Annotated in this window: 20 protein-coding genes; 7 read left to right on the top strand and 13 right to left on the bottom strand. The window is 67.2% G+C overall.

Annotation, left to right across the window (positions count from 1 at the left end; genetic code table 11):
- Positions 1-21 precede the first annotated feature (21 nt).
- Positions 22-408, bottom strand: a complete 387-nt coding sequence (locus G9E11_RS06765; protein WP_246468782.1) for a hypothetical protein — start codon at positions 406-408, stop codon at positions 22-24.
- Positions 405-872 (bottom strand): NUDIX hydrolase, encoded by a 468-nt coding sequence (locus G9E11_RS06760; RefSeq protein WP_190604117.1) that lies wholly within the window; start codon positions 870-872, stop codon positions 405-407. The genes G9E11_RS06765 and G9E11_RS06760 overlap by 4 nt, the downstream gene beginning before the upstream one ends.
- Positions 873-1,028: 156 nt before the next feature.
- On the opposite strand from G9E11_RS06760, the gene G9E11_RS06755 reads away from it, so the two are divergent.
- Positions 1,029-1,355 carry a PepSY domain-containing protein gene (locus G9E11_RS06755; RefSeq protein WP_190604115.1) on the top strand — a complete coding sequence of 109 codons (327 nt, stop codon included), beginning with the start codon at positions 1,029-1,031 and terminating at the stop codon, positions 1,353-1,355.
- A 46-nt stretch (positions 1,356-1,401) separates the two neighbouring features.
- Here G9E11_RS06755 and nagA read toward each other — a convergent pair whose 3' ends face one another.
- Genes nagA through G9E11_RS06735 form a run of 4 tightly spaced genes read right to left on the bottom strand, consistent with a single transcriptional unit; the run spans position 1,402 to position 6,072 of the window.
- Positions 1,402-2,550 (bottom strand): N-acetylglucosamine-6-phosphate deacetylase, encoded by a 1,149-nt coding sequence (nagA, locus tag G9E11_RS06750; protein ID WP_190604113.1) that lies wholly within the window; start codon positions 2,548-2,550, stop codon positions 1,402-1,404.
- Complete coding sequence (locus G9E11_RS06745; RefSeq protein WP_190604111.1) at positions 2,547-3,614, bottom strand: SIS domain-containing protein; 1,068 nt, start codon at positions 3,612-3,614, stop codon at positions 2,547-2,549. Before G9E11_RS06745 ends, nagA begins: the two co-directional genes overlap by 4 nt.
- Positions 3,615-3,670: 56 nt before the next feature.
- Positions 3,671-4,654: an N-acetylglucosamine kinase gene (locus tag G9E11_RS06740; protein WP_190604246.1), complete on the bottom strand. Its 984-nt coding sequence runs from the start codon at positions 4,652-4,654 to the stop codon at positions 3,671-3,673.
- Positions 4,654-6,072, bottom strand: a complete 1,419-nt coding sequence (locus G9E11_RS06735; protein ID WP_190604109.1) for a sugar porter family MFS transporter — start codon at positions 6,070-6,072, stop codon at positions 4,654-4,656. Before G9E11_RS06735 ends, G9E11_RS06740 begins: the two co-directional genes overlap by 1 nt.
- Before the next feature lie 127 nt (positions 6,073-6,199).
- Here G9E11_RS06735 and G9E11_RS06730 point away from each other — a divergent pair, with 127 nt between their 5' ends.
- Both G9E11_RS06730 and G9E11_RS06725 read left to right on the top strand, forming a co-directional pair.
- Positions 6,200-6,916 (top strand): GntR family transcriptional regulator, encoded by a 717-nt coding sequence (locus G9E11_RS06730; protein ID WP_190604107.1) that lies wholly within the window; start codon positions 6,200-6,202, stop codon positions 6,914-6,916.
- Positions 6,917-7,097: 181 nt separating this feature from the next.
- A complete protein-coding gene (locus G9E11_RS06725; RefSeq protein WP_190604105.1) occupies positions 7,098-7,580 on the top strand; it encodes a hypothetical protein in 483 nt (160 codons plus the stop codon).
- Between the two features lie 99 nt (positions 7,581-7,679).
- Here the strand turns inward: G9E11_RS06725 and G9E11_RS06720 are convergent, their stop codons facing one another.
- The gene (locus G9E11_RS06720; protein WP_190604103.1) at positions 7,680-8,843 is read right to left on the bottom strand and encodes an ABC transporter substrate-binding protein; all 1,164 of its coding nucleotides are present in this window, start codon (positions 8,841-8,843) and stop codon (positions 7,680-7,682) included.
- Positions 8,844-9,023: 180 nt separating this feature from the next.
- A complete protein-coding gene (locus G9E11_RS06715) occupies positions 9,024-9,638 on the bottom strand; it encodes a DUF6919 domain-containing protein (protein WP_190604101.1) in 615 nt (204 codons plus the stop codon).
- 189 nt (positions 9,639-9,827) lie between these two features.
- Between G9E11_RS06715 and G9E11_RS06710 the strand changes: the two genes are divergently transcribed.
- Positions 9,828-10,862, top strand: a complete 1,035-nt coding sequence (locus G9E11_RS06710; RefSeq protein ID WP_246468781.1) for an ABC transporter substrate-binding protein — start codon at positions 9,828-9,830, stop codon at positions 10,860-10,862.
- 74 nt (positions 10,863-10,936) lie between these two features.
- On the opposite strand, the gene G9E11_RS06705 is transcribed toward G9E11_RS06710, so the two are convergent.
- From G9E11_RS06705 to G9E11_RS06695, 3 genes are all read right to left on the bottom strand, one after another.
- The gene (locus tag G9E11_RS06705) at positions 10,937-11,584 is read right to left on the bottom strand and encodes an NADPH-dependent F420 reductase (protein WP_190604099.1); all 648 of its coding nucleotides are present in this window, start codon (positions 11,582-11,584) and stop codon (positions 10,937-10,939) included.
- Positions 11,585-11,640: 56 nt separating this feature from the next.
- Positions 11,641-12,666, bottom strand: a complete 1,026-nt coding sequence (locus tag G9E11_RS06700) for a LacI family DNA-binding transcriptional regulator (RefSeq protein ID WP_190604097.1) — start codon at positions 12,664-12,666, stop codon at positions 11,641-11,643.
- A gap of 146 nt (positions 12,667-12,812) precedes the next feature.
- The gene (locus G9E11_RS06695; protein WP_190604095.1) at positions 12,813-14,165 is read right to left on the bottom strand and encodes an MFS transporter; all 1,353 of its coding nucleotides are present in this window, start codon (positions 14,163-14,165) and stop codon (positions 12,813-12,815) included.
- A gap of 205 nt (positions 14,166-14,370) precedes the next feature.
- On the opposite strand from G9E11_RS06695, the gene hisD reads away from it, so the two are divergent.
- Genes hisD through G9E11_RS06680 form a run of 3 tightly spaced genes read left to right on the top strand, consistent with a single transcriptional unit; the run spans position 14,371 to position 17,485 of the window.
- Positions 14,371-15,717 carry a histidinol dehydrogenase gene (gene hisD / locus G9E11_RS06690; protein WP_190604093.1) on the top strand — a complete coding sequence of 449 codons (1,347 nt, stop codon included), beginning with the start codon at positions 14,371-14,373 and terminating at the stop codon, positions 15,715-15,717.
- Between the two features lie 12 nt (positions 15,718-15,729).
- Entirely contained in the window at positions 15,730-16,476 is a 747-nt protein-coding gene (locus G9E11_RS06685; protein WP_190604092.1) for an SDR family NAD(P)-dependent oxidoreductase, read from the top strand.
- 43 nt (positions 16,477-16,519) lie between these two features.
- Complete coding sequence (locus tag G9E11_RS06680) at positions 16,520-17,485, top strand: 3-hydroxyacyl-CoA dehydrogenase family protein (protein ID WP_190604089.1); 966 nt, start codon at positions 16,520-16,522, stop codon at positions 17,483-17,485.
- Between the two features lie 27 nt (positions 17,486-17,512).
- Here the strand turns inward: G9E11_RS06680 and G9E11_RS06675 are convergent, their stop codons facing one another.
- Positions 17,513-18,085: an MOSC domain-containing protein gene (locus tag G9E11_RS06675; RefSeq protein WP_190604087.1), complete on the bottom strand. Its 573-nt coding sequence runs from the start codon at positions 18,083-18,085 to the stop codon at positions 17,513-17,515.
- Positions 18,086-18,128: 43 nt separating this feature from the next.
- The coding region (locus tag G9E11_RS06670) for a lipoyl synthase (protein WP_190604242.1) at positions 18,129-18,750 on the bottom strand (622 nt) is incomplete at its 5' end.

Below are 18,750 nucleotides of genomic sequence, written 5' to 3'. Positions count from 1 at the left end.
TGGCGGCAGGCTAGCGGCGTCTCAGGAGTCGGTAAGGCGCCGCGCGTGCTCGGCCTCGGAGTATTCGAGTTCGCCCGGGCCGCCGCCCAGGAACGTCCAATGGCTGGTACGCCCATCCGGGCCGGCAAGGCTTCCCTGGCGGAGGGCGCCGTCTATCCGGCTGCGGACCAGGGCCTCATTCGCCGGTTCGGTGGCGAAGATGATCCGCAGCGTGACGGTGTCACCTTTTTGCTCAGGCCGGGTATGGTGCGGCGCGAGCGGGCAGGGCGGCGGGTGGTCCCAGCTTCCGCACAGCTCGCGGGTGACCGCCGCGCCGAGGGCGGCAACATCGGGGGCTCGCATGCCGTCCTGGGCGGCGTCCATGGCGACCGTGGCCAGATGCAGGTATGCCGATCTCAACGGCGTCATGCCCCGAGGTGCTCGAGCAGCGCGTCGAGGATTGGCAGCTGGCCCTTGACGAGCTTTATTCGTGCTTCGGATTCACCGATCCACTCGGCGCGGTCGATCTCGGGGAAGTGCTGGACCGTTCCTGAGCCCTTGGGCCATTCCAGCGGAAACGTGTTGCTCAGGATTTTTTCGGGCTTGAAGGCGGATTCCGCCGTGAACGCCGTGATGAGCTTGCCCGAGGGCTGCCGGAAGGTGCCGAGCAGCACGTAATCCGCGGCCGGCGCCGGGACTCCCATTTCCTCGGCGAACTCACGCTGTGCCGCGGCCAGCGGATCCTCCCCTTCGGGGTACTCGCCCTTCGGAATCGACCAGGCGCGCTCATCCTTGCGCTCCCAGAAGGGGCCGCCCATGTGGGCGATCCACACTTCCACTTCCGCCCCGCTGTTCTGCCGATACAGCAGAAGGCCTGCACTCCTGACCGCCATGTTGCCCTCCTGCCCCTAGGCTACCCCCGGGCCGCCGGCAAAGAGCGGCGCCCGCAAGGACCGGCTCCTGCCGGGTCCGCCGAGCGAGACCAACGCTCCTTGTCCGGTTCCCTTCGCAGGGGGACACTGGAAAAAACGATGAGAAAGGAGTCTGCCGTGCGCAAGAGAACAGCGTGGATCATCGGAGCGGCGGTCGCTGTGGCGGCTTTGGGGGGCGCGTCGGTGGCTGCGGCTTCCGTGAACCCCTTCGATGATGACACAACGGGCAACGGGGGCACCCAGCAGCCGCTGAATCAGACCGACCGCGACAAAGCCGTCGACGCCGCAATGGCCAAAGTGGGCCCCGGACAGGTCACCGAGGTCGAACGGGGCGACGACGCCGGTTCCTCCTACGAGGTCGAGATCCGCAAGAGCGACGGGTCCGAGGTGGAAGTCAACATCGGCCCCAACTTCCAGGTGCTGAACCAGAGCGCGGAGGACTAACGACCAGCGCCGCTCAACCCCACCGCCGCTCAACCAGCAGCAGGGCTCAGCCAGCGAGCCATTCGCCTGCCTTCATCACGGCGGCCACCTTCAGATCCGGCGTGAGGACCACCAGGTCCGCCTTCCGGCCGGCTTCGATGCGTCCGACGTCGGACAGCCCCAGCATGTCCGCCGGATTCTGGCTGGCCGCGCGGACGGCATCGGCGAGCGGGATGCCGGCGTCGTGGACAGCGTGCCGCACCGCCGCATCCAGCGTGAGGAGGCTGCCGGCGATGGTGCCGTCGCTGACCAGGCGCGCCTCGCCGTCGGACACCTGGACGTCCAGCCCGCCCAGCCGGTACCTGCCCTCCTGCGCGCAGGCCGCCGCCATGGCGTCGGTGACGAGGACGGCGCGCGCCGGGCTGGCGGCAATGAAGCGGACCAGCGCGGGGTGGAGGTGGACGCCGTCCGCTATCACCTCGGCAAACACCGCGGGATCCTCCAGCAGCGCCAGTGCGGGGCCGGGTTCCCGGTGGTGCAGCGGCCGCATCGCATTGAACACGTGCGTACCGGCGGTGGCCCCGGCCGCGATCGCCTGCCGCGCCAGGTCGTAGCCGGCGCCCGTGTGGCCGATGGCCGCGACGGCACCGTAGCCGGTGATCTGCCGGACGGCGGCCAGGCCGCCTTCCAGTTCCGGCGCGATGGTGACCATCCGGACGGTGCCCCGCCCGGCCAGCATCAGCCGGTCGACGGCCACCGGTTCCGGGGAAAGCAGAAGATCCTCAGCGTGGGCGCCCCGGTGGTCGGGGCTGAGCCAGGGGCCCTCCAGATGGATCCCGGCCAGAACGCCTTCCTCCACAAGGGGGGCAAGCGCGGCCACCGCCTTCTCAAGCTGGGTGAGCGGGGCGGTGACCAGGCTGGCCATCAGGGTCGTGGTGCCGTGGGAACGGTGCACCCCGGCGATCCGGACCGCGGCGGCAGCGGGGTCGGCGTCGTTGAAGCTGGAGCCGCCGCCGCCGTGGATGTGGGCGTCCACAAAGCCCGGGGCGAGGGTGGCGTCGGGAAAATCGGCGTCGGGCTCCCGGGCGGGCAGCCCGGGACCCGCCGCGGCGATCCGGCCGCCGTCGGTCTCGACCCAGCCGGGCTCCAGCACAGCACTGGTTTTAGCGTCACTGGGCAGGATGACCCGGGAAGCAGCAATGAGCGTCGGACTCACCAGGTTTCCGTGATCTTGCGCAGGCCCCGGGGAGCGTCCGGGTCCAGGTGGCGGGCTGACGCCATCGCATGCGCCAGCCGCTGCAGGGGCATGATCTCCAGGATCGGGGAGAGCTGCTGATGGACTGCGGGCAGCGGCACCACATGGTTCCGCGGACGGGCGGCACCGGGGTCGCCCACGAGGCAGACATCCGCGCCCCGTTCGGCCAGCCGGTCCAGAGCGGGATGCAGGGCGCGGCCGCCGGCGCCGGGGGAGGCGACGGCGATGACCGGCCGGTCGGCGTCGATCAGGGCGAAGGGCCCGTGCAGCAGGTCGGCGCCGGAGAAGGCGTGAGCGGCCAGGTAGGACGTTTCCATCAGTTTCAGTGCCGCCTCCCGTGCGGTGGGATAGGAGAAGCCGCGTCCCGTGGTGACGATGTGGTTCACGAAGCGGTAGCGGTCTGCCACCTCCAGTATCTCCGGCCGGGCCAGGACATCGGCAGCGAGACGCGGCAGGTCCGCCGCTTCCGCGCCGTTCCCTCCTGCCCACGCGTCAACCAGCAGCCACAGCGCCAGCAGCTGCGAGGTGTAGCTCTTGGTGGCGGCCACGGCGCGCTCCGGCCCGGCCAGGATGTCCAGGTGGTGCCGGGCGGCAGCCGCCAGCGGTGAGGACGGCGCGTTTGTGACGGCCACGGTAAGGGCACCTCCCCGGGCGGCAGCGGCGGTGGAGTCCACCAGGTCCGGGGAGCCGCCGGACTGGCTGACCGCCAGCCACAGCACCCCGTCCATCTTCGGTTCGGCGCCGTACACCGTAAGGCTCGACGGCGATGCCAGCCCCGCCGGGAGCCCCAGCACCGTCTCGATGAGGTACTTCGCGTAGAGGGCCGCGTGGTCGCTGGTGCCGCGCGCGGCCAGGAGCACGTACTTGATGTTTGCGTCCCGGAGGGTGGCGGCCAGCCGGGTGATGACAGGGCGCCCCCGCTCAAGCTGCCGGGCGAGCGCCTCCGGCTGTTCCAGGATTTCGGCGGCCATCAGGGAACCGGGAACGGGTGAGGTGGCGGTGATTTCGGTGCGCTGGGCGGTCATGGGTCTCCTTGGGGGGATCAGTGGGTCAGGGACAAAGGGAAATTGTGCGGCGCCGGTCAGGCGGAAATTGTGGCGGCAGGCCGGGTTGGTGCGCCGGCAAGCGGGCTGGCCAGCTCCACGGCGCCCCAGGCGGGGGAACGGTCCAGCACTCGGACTTCGGTGAGGCCGCCGGTTGCCAGCAGCTCAAGCACCCGCACAGCCAGCGCCGGCTGGTTCACCAGCATGCCGCCGGCCAGCAGCACCGGCGCATTTTCCGGAATGGTGCGCAGCCGTCGGTTCACCGTCAGGGCCAGGCGGGCGAGCTGCCGGGCGGCGTCGTCGGCGATGGCTGCGCTCGCAGCGTCCGAGGCGGCGAGGTCGAATACGGTTCCGGCCAGCCCGGCCCAGTACCGGCGCTCCGGCCTGCGGTAGAACAAATCCAGGAGCTCAGCGGGTTCCGCGGCTCCGGTCTGCGCCAGCAGCTGAGACGTCAGCGGCCCGGCGGGCAGGCCGTCGTCGGAGTCCTGCAGGGCGTTACGGACCGCGCTGCGGGCCACGGCGTAGCCGCTTCCTTCGTCGCCGAGCAGGTAGCCCCAGCCGCCGGCCCGGGCTTCCCGGCCGTCGGCGGACTTCGCCCACGCGGCGGAGCCGGTGCCGGAGATGAGGACGGTGCCTGCCGTCAGGCCACCGGCGGCGAGGATGATGCGGGTGTCGTGATCTACCTGGATCCGGGCTCCGGGGAAGCGTCGGGAGAGGAGGCCGGCCAGCCGTTTCCGGGCCGCGGGTGTGTCTGCTCCCGCGGCCCCGGCGAACACGGTGTGTATTCCGTGGTTCACAGGGTCACCGATGCCCAGCCGCGCGGCGAGGTCATCGAGCGACGCTGCGGCTTCGTCAGGCCCGACCGAGGCGATGTTTGCGCTGCCCACCGTGCATTCGGCGAGCTGCCGGGGAACTGTTGTCCCGCCGTCGTCTGTCCCTTCAATCTCCGCCAGAATGGCGTGCGTCTTGGAGCCGCCGATGTCCAAACCAAGGACACGGTCCAAGCCGAGGATGAGCCGCATCACTTGGCCGCCGGCGTGCTGCTGCTGTCATTGTTGCCGGTGGCTTCCGGCCAGCGGGCACCGTTTTCCCAGTAGTGGCGGATTTCCTCGAGGTTCCGGCCCTTGGTTTCGGGGGCCAGGCGGTGGACGAAGACGAAGCCGGCGATGGCCAGCGCACCGAACACCGCAAACGTGCCGGCACCGCCGAGCCGCTGCAGCATGGTCAGGAAGAACGCCGCGACGATCACGTTGGCCACGAGGTCCGAGGTCAGCATGGCGCTGGCGCCCAGGGAACGCAGCCGTGCGGGGAACGACTCACCTGCGTAGACCCACACCAGCGCGCCGAAGCCGAACGTGAAGCCCACGGTGAACAGCAGCACTCCGAGGAAGCCGACCACGGTCAGGATTCCGCCGAAGTCGCGTCCGGCCAGAAAGACGCCCACCAGGATGGCGTTGGCCGCGATCATCATGCCGATGCCACCGAGCAGGATGGGGCGCCGGCCCACCCGGTCCACCAGGGACAGTGAGACGAACACGGCCACCAGGGAAGCGGCCTGGACCAGCGCGGGCAGTAGCAGGAGGGCGGCGTTGCCCGTGAAGCCCATGGCCTCGAAGATGCGGGGGCTGTAATAGACCACGGCGTTGATGCCGGTGATCTGGATGAAGAAGCCGAGGCCGACGACGAATACGGTCGCCTTCAGGTACGGCGAGCGGAGCATCTCGCGCAGGCCGCCGCCGCGCTCTTCGCTGATGGCCTGGCGCATGTCCGCCAGGTCGGCGTCGACGTCGGCATCCGGCTCGATCGAGCTGAGGGTGCGGCGGGCCTCTTCGGTGCGTCCGCGCATCATGTACCAGCGGGCGGTGTCCGGGAGGCGGAAGGTGACAGCGAGGACCGCGAGGGCGGGGACGGCGGCGAGGCCCAGCATCAGCCGCCAGTTTTCGGTGGCGGACAGGACGTAGGCGGCCAGGTAGCCGATGATGATGCCGATGACGGTGGCCACCTGGTAGGCGACGAGCAGGGCGCCGCGCACCTTGGGCGGTGCTGACTCCGCCACGAAGACGGGGACCACCACCACGGAAATGCCGATGGTAAGGCCCAGGAGCAGGCGGGCCACGAGCAGCATGGGCACGCCAGCGGCGAGGGCGCTGAGCACGGCGAACGCGGCATACGCTCCGGCCACGCCCACCATGCAGGCCTTGCGGCCCACTTTGTTGGCGAGCCAGCCGCCCAGGACGGCGCCCAGCACTTCACCGACGACGACGGCGGTGGTCACCAGCTCCTGTTGGCTGGTGGAGAGCTGGAACTCCTTGGTGATGAACAGCAGGGCGCCGGCGATATTGGACAGATCGTAGCCGTAGATTATGCCGATGGTGGCGGCTGTGCCGCCCACCAGGAGGCCGAGGCGGGGCGTCTGGCGCAGGTCTTGCAGGAACGACATCTTTGGGTCCTTGGAAGTGGGAGGGGGATTTGGTGGTCTGGAACTGTTTCAAACCGGAATTGGTGTAAACCAATTTCCATTATTTTGGCCTAGACCAATTTTCGTGTCAATAGGTACCATCAGATTCATGGAAACCTCCGCGGCCGCTGCCCTGCCCAAGTACTACGTACTCAAGGAGCAGATCCTCACCCTCATCGAGGACGCGGCGCCCGGGACGCTGATCCCCACCGAACGCGCGCTCGCTGAGCAGTACGGAACATCCCGCACCACCGTCCGGCAGGCAATCGGCGAGCTGGTGGCAGAGGGCCGCCTGGACCGGACACAGGGGCGGGGGACCTACGTGGCGCCCCCGAAGGTGACGCACGTCCGCCAGCTCACGTCCTTTACAGACGACGCCGCGAGCCAGGGCCTCACGGCTGCGGCCCGGATCGTGGACGTGAGCGTGCTCCCGGCCGACCCTGCCACGGCACGGCGCCTGGCGGTGGAGCCGGGAACGGACATTCACCGGGTGGAGCGCATCAGGCTGGTTGACGGCGAGCCGCTGGCGCATGAGGTTGCGTTCCTTGCGGGGCCGCTGCCGGACCTGGCGAGGACCGTGGCGGAGCGAGGCTCCCTGTACGCTGCCCTGCGCGAGGACTACGGAATCCGGATCGCCGAGGTGGAGGATACCGTCGAGACGAAACTGGCCGGGCCGGCCGAGGTGCAGCTTCTCGACGTCGAAATGGGCGCCCCCATGCTGTTGGTCCACCGGCTTGGGTTCACCCCGGACGGGCAGCCCGTGGAGTGGACCGAGTCGGTGTTCCGGGGGGACAGGTTCCGCTTCGTGGCGCGGATGCACGTCTGACGGGGGCGCGTCTCTTGCGTTCAGCGCTTCCCTTTATTACGCCCCACTGCGGAAAGTGAAGCACTGTTGCGTTGCACGACGGCGGGTGTCGCCAAGCGTTGTGAAGCAAGTTACCCGGTGGTTGTGTAAGTCCATAATCAGCGACGGGGCGGCGCAACGCCCTCCCTGGATCGAGGGGGACATGATCACAGCTTTGGTTCACAGGATCAGGACGCAGTGCAGCGCGGAACTGAGCACCTTCCGCAGCCAGATGCACGCACTGGCGCGGCAGGACATCGGTTCCGGCCTGGACGCGGCAGCCACCACCATGGCCCGGCGGGCGTGCCTTGCCACCCCGGGAGTTTCCGTGGACATCGTCGGCTTCACCTGCCCGCGGTCCTCCGGCGGCGCGCCTTCGGTGCGGGTGGCCGTGTCCCTGAGCCTGCAGCCCGGCCGGGTGGCCTCCGCCGTCCACTGGGAGGAGGCCCATGCCTGGGCAGGGGCCGTGGCCGGCGGGGAATGGGCTGCCGCCGAGTATGTCGGAAGCCAGGAGAGCCCGGCCGGTATGGTCTTTCACTACGCCCTGAAAAATACGGAGGGCCCTGACGCCGTGCCCGAGTATTCGGCGGTGCCGGAGTACTCGGCCGTGCCCGAATATTCTGCGGACTATTCCACGGCGCTGTAACTAGGACCGGCGCCGTCGCGCTGTCTAGGGGCTACGACTTAAAACCAAGAGGATCCGGCGGGAATGTTCCCACCGGATCCTCTTGCGTGCCTTGCTCGGTTACTCCTTGCCCAGCCCTGCGGCAGACGTCTTGCCGCCGGTGACCTCGTTCAGCTTGGCCAGGTCGAATATGCCGTTGATATCAGCCTGCTTGGTGGTGCCTGCGTCCACACCGTCCTGCAGCAGCTTCTTGAACGCTCCGGCCAGCGGGTCCACCGTGAACACGATGTTCTTCAGGGAACGGTCAATGACCTCCTGCGGGAGTGCCTTGCCGGCAGCTTCCTTCAGGGCTGCGTTCACCTCCGTGGCCTTCTCCGCGGCCGGGGTGTCGTTGAGCCACTTCACGGCCTCGACGTGCCCCTTGAGCAGGGCCTCGACGGTCTGTGGGTGCTCTGCGGCGAACTTCTTGTTCACGATGAGGATGGTGGTGGGGAACTCGCCGGGCTTGCCCGTCAGCGACCCGTCCCACAGGTCCTTCTCATCCACCAGGACCTTCGCTCCGGCCTGGAGCACCAGACGGGAGGCCCACGGCTCGGGCAGCCACGCGCCGTCGAGCTTGCCGTTCTGGAACAGTTTCAGCGTCTGGGCGTTTTCGGTGGGGTTGATGGCAACGTCCCCGCCGCCGTCGGTGTTGGTCTTGTAGCCCTGCTTCCCGAGCCAGGCGCGCAGCGCCACGTCCTGGGTGCCGCCGAGCTGCGGGGAGGCCAGGGTCTTGCCTTTGAGGTCAGCGGCGGTCTTGATCTCCGGCTTGACCACCAGCTGCGCCCCGCCCGAAGCCGCCCCGGCGATGACGCTGACGGACTCGCCCTTGCTCTTGACGAACGAATTGATGGCCGGGTTCGGGCCGATGTAAGTGGCGTCGATCGCGCCGGCGTTCAGCGCCTCGATGGCGGCAGGGCCGGCGTTGAACACCTGCGTGGTCAATTTGGTGTCGCCGAGCTCCTTCCCGATGAAGCCCTTCTGGACGCCCACCAGCGCGGTGGCGTGGGTGATGTTCCCGAAGTAGCCCAGTTTCAGTTCGGTAGCGGGGCTGGTGGCAGCGGCCGCGGGGGCGGAACCCGGGGCGGAGCTGTTGGCCGCCGTAGTGGCGACGGCGACGCCTGCGCCGAGCACGGCAAGGATGCCGGCGGCGATGCCGATCTTGAGCCCGCTGGGGCGTTTCCGGCCGGCGGTCTGGCCCGCGGCGATCCGGGTGGAGCCCGGGTTTTCGTTTGACGAAGACATGACGTTTTCCTTTTGGATGATGGAGCGGAGGGGATGGCGCTGCGCGTTGGATTGAGATTACGGAGGCGCCTCCGGCGGCCACAATGGCTGTCGACGCAGGCGTTCACCCGGCGTCGTAAACGTTCATGCTGGGCGACTCAGAGCTTCATCAGGAGTCGCGGAACGTCAAAAATCGGGGGCCTACAGCTCGTCCGGGGCGGACTTCAGGGTTTCCAGGACGGCGGGCAAAAGGTGCTGCTGCCGGCCCCAGACCGGGTCGAGGAGCTCGACGTACCAGGAATCGGACAGCAGGAGGGCGAGGGTTTCGCTGCTCTCGCGAGCCCAGTCCTGGATCTGCTCCGATTCGACCGGGCTTTCGCTGCTTCCCAGGACAGTGACCACTTCGCCGTCGTGCAGCGTGACCGGAACGGAGGCCTGGCTGACCTCCCCCGGGGCGTGGACGATGGCAATGAGTTCCGTCTCGGCGGACAGCCGCAGCAGGAGGGCCGCCGACTCTGCGGAGCAGAAGCCGGTGACGTACTCGCGCTGGGCATGGCCGGCCTCGGGGCCGAGGCCGGGCTGGGATTCCTTCGTGAACAGTCCGCTGCGGTTGAGCTCAGCCAGTTGGCCGGCGATGGGCAGGGTCTCGTCGTCGAAGCGCGGGGCCAGGGTTCCGGGCTGGTATTCGCTGGTGCCCTCAAGCCACCGCGCGGTCAGCTCCCCGGCGGCGGCGAGGGTGCCCGCCTGCCGCCATACTTCGCGGTCTGCCAGGAGCCTGCCGTAGCTGTCACGTTCGGTGGTGAATTGATCGCTCATACTCGATGCTAGCCGCGGTACTGGGCTGTTGGGCAGGCCGAATGACGCCTTCGAACGCCGTATGAATCGCGGTTACGCCGTATATCCTCCGGTTTCCCCGCGCTTTGACCGCCGCTTTTTTGCTGCCGGATAGTTGCTGCCACAACCTTCGCATCAACTCCTTCCATCGCTACTTTCCAAGGGGCAACCATGGTCCGTCAGTCTCTTAAGTCACGCACTCCCAAGTCCCGTGGGGGCGCGCTCAAACCGGCACTCAAGCCGGCGGTGGGCCTGGCCCTCGCCGCGACCAGCCTGCTGGCGCTTTCCGCCTGCTCCGATCCCGGGGCTGCGGCGTCCGCGGACGCGCCGGCCGCCACCAACACCGCCACGTCATCAGCCAAGACCTTCAACCTGACGCCCGAGCAGGACCGGTTTCCCGTCACTGTTGACGAGGCCGCTGCGGCGCTGGTTCCCGAGTCGATCAAGAAGGACGGAAAGCTGACGGTGGCGGTCAGCCCGTTCGCACCGCCGCTGGCGGTTTACGCAACCGATAACAAGACGCCGGTGGGCAACGAGGTGGACATCGCCGTCGCACTGGCCCAGACGCTGGGGCTGGAAGCCGAGATCGTTCCCACCGCCTGGGCGGACTGGCCCCTCGGCGTCGAATCGGGCAAGTACGAGGCTGTCCTCTCCAACGTCACCGTCACGGAGGAGCGCAAGCTCAAGTTCGATTTCGCCAGCTACCGGGACGACAAGCTCGGCTTCTACGCCAAGAGCGGCAGCGACATCACCAAGGTCGAATCCGCCCCGGACGTGGCCGGCAAGCGCGTGATTGTCGGTTCGGGCACCAACCAGGAGTCGATCCTGCTGCGCTGGGACGAGGAGAACAAGGCCAAGGGACTGAAGCCGGTCGAGTTCCAGTACTATGACGACGACTCCGCCTCGAACCTGGCGCTGCAGTCCGGCCGCGCGGATCTGACGTTCGGGCCGAATGCCACGGCCGCCTACAAGGCCGCCACAGACGAGAAGATCAAGCTGGTGGGCCTCGTGGACGGCGGCTGGCCGCTGAAGGCGAGCATCGCCGCCACCACCAAGAAGGGCAATGGCTTCGCCGCAGCTGCGGAGGCAGGGCTGAACCACCTGATCGAGGACGGCACCTACGGCAAGATCCTGGACCGCTGGGGCCTGTCGGCGGAAGCCGTGGCCAAGTCGGAACTTAACCCGGCAGGGCTGCCCAAGAGCTAAACCCCGGAATCGATTGCTCCGCAACTGCCCTTATCAGGCCCGAAAACGGCAGTTGCGGAGCAGTCGATGGGTTTCTAACTGCCCGCCGGAACCACCTTGAGTGCGGAGTTCCACTGGAACTCCGGCAACTGGTCGTTGGCCGAGAGCAGTATGTGGAGGAATCCCGCCTGCTCCAACTGCCGGGCGCGGCGCTGGGGTCCGACGACGATCGGCCGGAGGCCGCCTGCCGAGGCGAAGTCCGCCACGGCCCGCACTGCGTCCTCATCGTCGCCCGCGATGAGGACGTCGAGCTGCTGGCCGGCCACGTCACCGGCGACAAGCGTTCCGGCGAAGGTGGTGTTAAAGGCCTTCACCACCCTGGCCCCGGTGGATTTCTGGAGCTCTTCGGCCGCGGAGCTGCCATCGGGGACGCTGAGGCCTTCGTAGGTGGACGTGTCTACCGGGTTGGTGATGTCCACGTACACCTTGCCGTCCAGCGCGTTGCCGTATTTGGCGACGACGTCCTTGGCGGGATCGTAGTAAACGGCGGGAATCACGATGGCACCGCTGATCTCATCGCCCACCACGCCGGGGGTCACGTGGCCCCCAAGCTCGGCCGCGAGGGCATCGGCCTTGGCTTTGTCGTCATGCGCCAGCAACTGGACGGTCTTGCGGCCTGCGAGTGCGCGGGTTGCGAGTCCGCGGGCCATGTTGCCTGTTCCGATGATGGTGACGTCAGCCATTGCGTTCTTCCTTCCAGAGGGTGAGGAAAATCCATGTCCACGTGGGCGACGTTACTTCAATCTGCAACAAAATCAATAGGTCGCGCAGCCGCCTCGGCGAGTCCGGTGCTGCCGCGGACGATCAAGTCGCATGGAAAATTCACCCTGCGCGGCGGCTCCCCGGGCGCATGGATGCGCTCCAGCAGCATCCGAGCTCCCACCCGTGCCATTTCGCGGCTGGGCTGGCGCACGGTGGTGAGGCTGAACGAATCCCAAGCCGCCATGTCGACGTCGTCGTACCCGATGACCCAGCAATCCTGCCCCGGGATCCGGTTGGCCCGCAGCGCGTCGAGGGCGCCGAAGGCCATCAGATCGTTGGCGCAAAAGACGGCCTGGGGCTTGTCGGCGCGGGCAAGCAGGCGGTTCATGACCTGCGCGCTGACGTCGTGGGAGAACCCGCCACGGAAGCGGAAGTGTTCCGGAACGCCGTGGCCCCGCTCGGCCATCCTGTCCAGGAAGCCCTTGGCGCGCTCACGCGACGTGCTGGCGTTTTCGGCACCGCCAATGAAGGCCACCCGGGTCCTGCTGTTATCCAGGAGGTAGTCGGCGACGGCGGCGCCCCCCTCGGTGTTGCTGCTGGTGACCTGGTCACAGAGCAGACCCTCCACCACGCGGTTGATGAGAACGATCGGGCTCTTCTTCTCAATGGCTGCCTGCAGCTCGACGGAGTCTTCCGTCGCCGTCGTAAAGATGACGCCGTCGACTGCGTGTTCCCGGATGGCTTTGAGCGCATCGTGGTGGCTGCCGCCGCCGGCGTTCCAGATCACGACACGGAAGCCCGCGGTGTCCAGTTCCCGGCTAAGTTCATCGAGAACCTCCGGGTAGAACGGGTTGGTCAGGTCGGCGACCACCACGCCGATGGTGTTGGTCCGCCTTGTCTTCATGGCTTGCGCGCCGGCATGGGGCACATAGCCCAGCGTTTCCATGGCCGCCTGGACCCGGGCGCGGGTGGCAGGGGACAGCTTTGCAGGGGAGGACATCACCCGGGACACCGTGGCCTGCGATACGCCCGCCAGTTCTGCCACGTCGCGGCTTGTGACCATCAGGGCGTTCTCCTTGCTATCTGGCGCGCCTGGCGCCGGTGTGTTGCAGATGCTTCAGCTTGTTGTTTCAGACTAGCCAATGTCCCAAGCCTGCACCGCCGGTCCCTGCGGAATGCAGGTCACCGGCGGCACAGGGGAAGAGATGGCTACCGGCCTGTTGTGGGATCGTGCTCGGCGCTCAGGCCGCGGCGTAGCCGGACGCGGGGCGCCGTTTCCGGAGACCAAAGCGCACCGACGATGGTGATGACCGACGTCGCGATCATGTACAGCGCAACCAGCCAGTACCGGTCGAAGTCCGGGCCGATCAGCGCGGTGGCGATCAGTGGTGCGAAGCCACCGGCGAAGACGGCGGCAACCTGCGGGCCAACCGATGCTCCCGAGTAGCGGAGCTTGGGCTCGAAGAGTTCGGTGAAGTAGGCGGGTTCCACGGAGTAGCAGAGGTCGCGGCCGACGTTGCAGGTCAGGATGAGCACGAGCAAAAGCATCAGGAAGTCACCGGTCTGCACCGCCCAGAAGAAGGGGAATGCCATCAGGAGCATGGTGGTAGCTCCCGCGAGGACCGTGTAGCGGCGCCCCCAACGGTCCGAAACCCAGCCCCAGAACGGGATGGAGAAGATGCCCAGGCCTGCCATGATCATGGTTGCCAACAGAATGCTGTTCTTTTCCAGCAGTACTGCGGGACCGTACGCGAGCAGGAAGGTGGTGTAGATGTAGTAGTTCGCGTTCTCGGCAAACCGCATCATGATGACTTTGAGGATGGTCAGCGGGCGGGTCTTGATGACCTTAACCACCGGCATCTTCTCAATCTCACCCTTGCGCTTGATTTCTTCGAATGCAGGGGATTCATCCACCTTGCTGCGGATGTAGAAGGAGAGCACCACCAGCAGGATGGAGACAAGGAACGGGATGCGCCATCCCCAGGCCACAAAAGCCTCGGGCGAGATCAGGTAACCCATGACGTAGAAAGCTCCGTTGGCCAGCAGTGTTCCCGCTGGTACGCCGATCTGCGGCCAGGAGCCGAAGAACCCCCGTCGTTTGGCCGGGGCAAATTCTGTTGCCATCAGGGCGGCCCCGCCCCACTCGCCGCCGACCCCGATGCCCTGCACGATGCGCAGGAGGACCAGCAGGATCGGTGCCGCGATACCGATTGTGGCGAAGTTTGGCAGGCAGCCGATGAGGAACGTGCCGCCGCCCATCAGGCCCAGCGTGGCCATGAGCATTTTCTTCCGGCCCAGGCGGTCACCGAAGTGGGCAAAGATGACGCCCCCGATGGGGCGCGCCGCGAAGCCGATGGCATAGGTGCTGAAGGAGAGCAGGATCCCAACGAACGGACTCGCCTGGGGGAAGAACTGGCTGTTGAGGATGATGGCGGCCGCTACGCCGTAGACGTAGAAGTCGTACCACTCGATGCAGCTGCCAAGCACTGAGGAAATCAGCGCCTTCCGGCGCATCTTCGGATCGATTGCCGGCGGTGCCGGTGTTGTCACGGGGGCGCTCATGTAGAGACTCCTTTGTCTTCGTCCGGACAGTGAGCCCAGCCACACCGGCTGGCTCGTGACTAGCAGTGTATACGTATGCAAAAAGCAGAAACAACCCCTTGTGCCAAAAAATGTATACGTATACACTCGATCATCATCCGGTCCTGCGGGACTGGTCCGGGCGCTCCATACGTCGCCCATCGATGAAGATGGAAAGGTAATCCTGATGACCGTTACAACAGCACTTAGCACCGCCGCGGATTCCAAATTGCTGAAGGAGCCGGCCCGCAACAGCGTGGCCCGGGGAAGCACCCCGGAGGTCCGCGCCACTGTGGAAACCGTCATTGCAGACATCCGGGAGCGCGGCGACGAGGCTGTCCGTGAGTACTCCGCCAAGTTCGACAAGCACGCCCCCGAGTCCTTCCTGCTCAGCCAGGAGCAGCTCGACGAGATCATGGCGCGCGTTCCTGAGCAGACCATTGAGGACATCAAGTTCGTTCAGGAACAGGTCCGCGTCATGGCGCAGAAGCAGCGTGAGTCCCTCACCGACTTCGAAATCGAAACAATGCCCGGCGTGCTCCTCGGGCAGAAGAATGTGCCGGTCCAGGCCGCTGGAGCCTATATCCCCGGCGGGAAGTACCCTCTGCTGGCCAGCGCCCATATGACCATCATTACTGCCAAAGTTGCCGGCGTTGAGCGCGTCGCGGCGTGCACCCCGCTGATCCAGGGCGAGGTCCCGGACGCCACGGTGGCCGCGATGTACCTGGCCGGCGCCGATGAGATCTACCTGCTCGGCGGCATCCAGGCGGTAGCAGCGCTGGCCGTCGGCACCGAGACCATCAAGCCGGTGAACATGCTGGCCGGCCCGGGCAACGCCTTCGTTGCCGAGGCCAAGCGCCAGCTCTTCGGCGAGGTGGGCATCGACCTTTTCGCCGGGCCCACCGAGGTCCTGATCGTGGCCGATGAGCATGCTGACCCGTTCATTGTCGCCGTCGACCTTCTGTCCCAGGCTGAGCATGGACCCGATTCCCCGGCCGTCCTCATTACGACCAGTGAGGACCTGGGCCGCAAGGTCATTGAGCACATCGACACGATCCTGGTCGACATGCCCACCCGGGATTACGCCGCGGCGGCCTGGCGCGACTGGGGTGCCGTCCACGTGGTTGATACCCTGGACGACGCCTACGCCCTGGGCGACGAGTACGCCTACGAGCACGTGCAGATCCTCACCCAGAACCCCCGCGAGGCACTCGAGAAGATGCACGACTACGGCGCGCTGTTCCTCGGGGAGGGAACCTGCGTCTCCTACGGCGACAAGGTCATCGGCACCAACCACGTCCTGCCCACCCGCGGTGCTGCCCGCTACACCGGCGGACTCTGGGTAGGCAAGTACCTGCGCACCGTGACCTACCAGGAAGTGACCAACACCGAATCCAGCGCCTTCTTCGGTGAGCTCTGCGGACGCGCAGCCAGGGTAGAGCGGTTTGAGGGCCATGCACGGTCCGGCGACGTGCGCGCAGCGAAGTACCGCGGCACGTCATTGCCCTGGTCGGACCACACTTTCGATAGCTAAGAGGTCCGGAACGTGCCAAACTTCCGCCTCGACGGCAAGAAAGCACTGGTCACCGGGGCGGGCCGGGGACTCGGCAAGGCCATCGCAGATGACCTTGCCGCGTCCGGCGCCACCGTCTACGGAACCAGCCGGGACGCCGCAACGGCCCAGCAGATCAGCGAACGGTATGGGACACCGCCCCTGGCCGTGGACCTTAGCAGCCCCGGCAACATCGGCGGGTTCGCCGAATCACTCCAGCAGGCCAGCGGCGGGATTGACCTGCTCGTCAACAATGCCGGCGTAAACGTGCCCAAGCCTGCCCTGGAGCTCACGGAGGACGACTGGGACACGGTCTTCGACACCAACCTCAAGGGCACCTTCTTCCTGACCACGGCCCTGGCCCGGCACTGGGTGGCGGCCGGTACCCCTGGTGCCATCGTCAACATCGCCTCCCAGGCGGGGATCGTTGCAATCGAGGAACGGGCGGCCTACGGCACCAGCAAGGCAGGAATGATCCACCTCACCAAGATCCTGGCCCTGGAATGGGCTGCCGCGGGGATCCGGGTCAACGCCGTTGCCCCGACCTTCGTGCGGACGGAATTGACGGCGTCGACCCTCAGCAGGCCGGACTGGGCAGCAGAACTGCTGTCCCGCATCCCGATCGGCCGCTTCGGCGAACCCGAGGACGTCGCCGGGGCCGTGGCGTTCCTGCTGAGCGACGCGGCGTCGCTCATCACCGGCCACACTCTCGCCGTCGACGGCGGCTACACCATCCGCTGAACGGTCCATCCGTCTGAAGCGGCCCATTCCCAGGAGCAGCAATATGAAAATCACGCAGACCATCTCGAAGACCGCAGTGGTCGGCGCCGGCTACATGGGCGGCGGCATAGCCCAGGTGCTGGCGCTGCACGGTTACCCGGTGGCGCTCGGCGACGTCGACGGCCGAATCGCCGAGCGTGCCCGCGTCCGCCTCGTGGACCAGGCCAGGGCTTTCGAGGCCCAGGGGCTGCTGCCTGCAGGCGCAGCGGACATGATCGCGGACAACCTCACGGCTGCGGCCAGCATCGAGGATGCTGTGGCGACGTCGGACTATGTCGCCGAGGCGGTCCCGGAGGACCCGGTGATCAAGGCGGATATTCTCAGGCGCATTTCCGCAGCGGCCCCGGCGGATGCAGTCATCGGTACGAACACCTCCGCCATTCCGATCGGGGAGTTGGCCGCGTCCGTCACCGGCCCGGAGCGGTTCCTCGGCGTCCACTGGATGAACCCGGCACCCTTCATCCCCGGCGTCGAACTCATCCCGGGGCCCGAGACCTTGCCTTCCGTTGTGGACCTTGCCGAGGAGCTCATCCGGACCCTTGGCAAGACGCCCGCGAGGGTTGCCGACACACCGGGATTCGTCGCCAACAGGCTACAGTTCGCGCTGTACAAGGAGGCGTCCCGGATCGTTGAAGAGGGCGTCGCAAACCCCTCCCAGATCGACGACGTCGTCAGTAACACCTTCGGGTTCCGCCTTGCGCTGTTCGGCCCGTTCGCCATTGGAGACATGGCTGGCCTGGATGTCTACGAGTCGTCGTTCCGGACCCTGGAAAAGGCCTACGGTGAACGGTTCGCCCCGCCCGCCGCGCTGACGGCCACGGTGGAGGAGGGCAACCTGGGCCTGAAATCCGGCCAGGGCTTCCTGGACGTGGACCAGGCCAGCAGGGAGAGCCTTGTTGCCTACCGGGACAGCGCCTACGCCCGGCTCTCGCAGCTGCGCGCCGAGCTGGGCCGGGCGCCGGGCCTGTAGGCCGCTAACCGCAAGGCACTGGCCGCCCTACGGCAGCCGGCTCGGCCGCAGCACGCTCGGAACGCCCGCCTGTCCGGGCTCAAGTAGCACCGGGCTGACCAGCACCGCAGGCCCGCGGTGCAGCACCCCGTCGGACAGCGGCCGGCAGCGCATGCCCCCGCGCCCGCGCATGGCGGCATGCGCGCCGGGCGCGAGCATCCGGTCCATCCACGCGCAGGGGTGGGCCGGCCGCCCGCCCTTGAATCGCACCACGTCGCCCTGCGATTCCAGCGCGAAGTCCTGACCCAGGAGCGGGGCCAGGTGTGCGCCCCGGAGGATCACGTTGCGCCGGGTCAGGAGCGGGTCGAAGGGGCCGGCGCCCAGCTCCGCAGCCATGGCCTCGAGTGCCTCGACGGCGAACAGCGTGACCGCCGCGTCCATGTGCGCAGCCTTGCCGAAGAACCGGTCCCCGACGATGCCCTTTCCGGCCACGATCTCCACTTGGCTGGCATCCGCCGTCGGCACGTCAGCGGCCCCGTCGCGCGCGCGGCCGAAATAGGCGTGCGCCGGCGAAACGAGCAGATGCAGGACGTCCACGTCGTACCGGTAGGTTGCCGTCATCCAATAACGCTATACCCCGGTCGGGACCCGGTCGGGATGGAGATCAGGCCGGCCGCGCGAGCAGGGAGCTGGCTTCCTGGCGGGTGGATCCGGAGGATTCGATGTGGGCGAGTTCGGCGGGGATTTCCCAGCCTTTTTTGCGCATCGCGGTGGCCCAGAGCCGGCCGGCGCGGTAGGAGGAGCGGACCAGGGGGCCGGACATGACGCCGAGGAATCCGATTTCCTCGGCTTCCTGCTGGAGGTCCACGAATTCCTGCGGCTTGACCCAGCGGTCCACGGGGAGGTGCCGTTCGGAGGGGCGCAGGTACTGGGTGATCGTGATCAGATCGCAGCCGGCGGCGTGGAGGTCGCGGAGGGCCTCGGAGATCTCTTCGCGGGTTTCGCCCATCCCCAGGATCAGGTTGGATTTGGTGACCATGCCCAGGTTCCGGCCCTGGGTGATGACGTCCAGGGAGCGTTCGTAGCGGAACGCGGGCCGGATGCGTTTGAAGATCCGGGGCACGGTTTCGACGTTGTGCGCGAAGACCTCGGGTTTGGAGTCGCAGATCGCGGCGATGTGCTCGGGTTTGCCGGAGAAGTCCGGGATGAGGAGTTCGACGCCGGTGCCGGGGTTCAGTTCGTGGATCTTGCGGACCGTTTCGGCGTAGAGCCAGACGCCTTCGTCT

Source organism: Arthrobacter ipis (assembly GCF_014694315.1).
GTDB lineage: Bacteria > Actinomycetota > Actinomycetes > Actinomycetales > Micrococcaceae > Arthrobacter > Arthrobacter ipis.
The sequence above is the reverse complement of the archived record's forward strand: the minus strand, read 5'-3'. Positions and strand labels throughout refer to the sequence as shown.

Excerpts from the sequence above, each read along its gene's own strand:
- G9E11_RS06765 (WP_246468782.1), bottom strand. The coding sequence starts at position 408 with ATGACGCCGTTGAGATCGGCATACCTGCATCTGGCCACGGTCGCCATG.
- G9E11_RS06760 (WP_190604117.1), bottom strand. The coding sequence starts at position 872 with ATGGCGGTCAGGAGTGCAGGCCTTCTGCTGTATCGGCAGAACAGCGGG.
- G9E11_RS06745 (WP_190604111.1), bottom strand. The coding sequence starts at position 3,614 with ATGACCGCCCAGCGCACCGAAATCACCGCCACCTCACCCGTTCCCGGT.
- G9E11_RS06740 (WP_190604246.1), bottom strand. The coding sequence starts at position 4,654 with ATGCGGCTCATCCTCGGCTTGGACCGTGTCCTTGGTTTGGACATCGGC.
- G9E11_RS06735 (WP_190604109.1), bottom strand. The coding sequence starts at position 6,072 with ATGTCGTTCCTGCAAGACCTGCGCCAGACGCCCCGCCTCGGCCTCCTG.
- G9E11_RS06730 (WP_190604107.1), top strand. The coding sequence starts at position 6,200 with ATGGAAACCTCCGCGGCCGCTGCCCTGCCCAAGTACTACGTACTCAAG.
- G9E11_RS06725 (WP_190604105.1), top strand. The coding sequence starts at position 7,098 with ATGATCACAGCTTTGGTTCACAGGATCAGGACGCAGTGCAGCGCGGAA.
- G9E11_RS06720 (WP_190604103.1), bottom strand. The coding sequence starts at position 8,843 with ATGTCTTCGTCAAACGAAAACCCGGGCTCCACCCGGATCGCCGCGGGC.
- G9E11_RS06715 (WP_190604101.1), bottom strand. The coding sequence starts at position 9,638 with ATGAGCGATCAATTCACCACCGAACGTGACAGCTACGGCAGGCTCCTG.
- G9E11_RS06710 (WP_246468781.1), top strand. The coding sequence starts at position 9,828 with ATGGTCCGTCAGTCTCTTAAGTCACGCACTCCCAAGTCCCGTGGGGGC.
- G9E11_RS06705 (WP_190604099.1), bottom strand. The coding sequence starts at position 11,584 with ATGGCTGACGTCACCATCATCGGAACAGGCAACATGGCCCGCGGACTC.
- G9E11_RS06700 (WP_190604097.1), bottom strand. The coding sequence starts at position 12,666 with ATGGTCACAAGCCGCGACGTGGCAGAACTGGCGGGCGTATCGCAGGCC.
- G9E11_RS06695 (WP_190604095.1), bottom strand. The coding sequence starts at position 14,165 with ATGAGCGCCCCCGTGACAACACCGGCACCGCCGGCAATCGATCCGAAG.
- hisD (WP_190604093.1), top strand. The coding sequence starts at position 14,371 with ATGACCGTTACAACAGCACTTAGCACCGCCGCGGATTCCAAATTGCTG.
- G9E11_RS06680 (WP_190604089.1), top strand. The coding sequence starts at position 16,520 with ATGAAAATCACGCAGACCATCTCGAAGACCGCAGTGGTCGGCGCCGGC.
- G9E11_RS06675 (WP_190604087.1), bottom strand. The coding sequence starts at position 18,085 with ATGACGGCAACCTACCGGTACGACGTGGACGTCCTGCATCTGCTCGTT.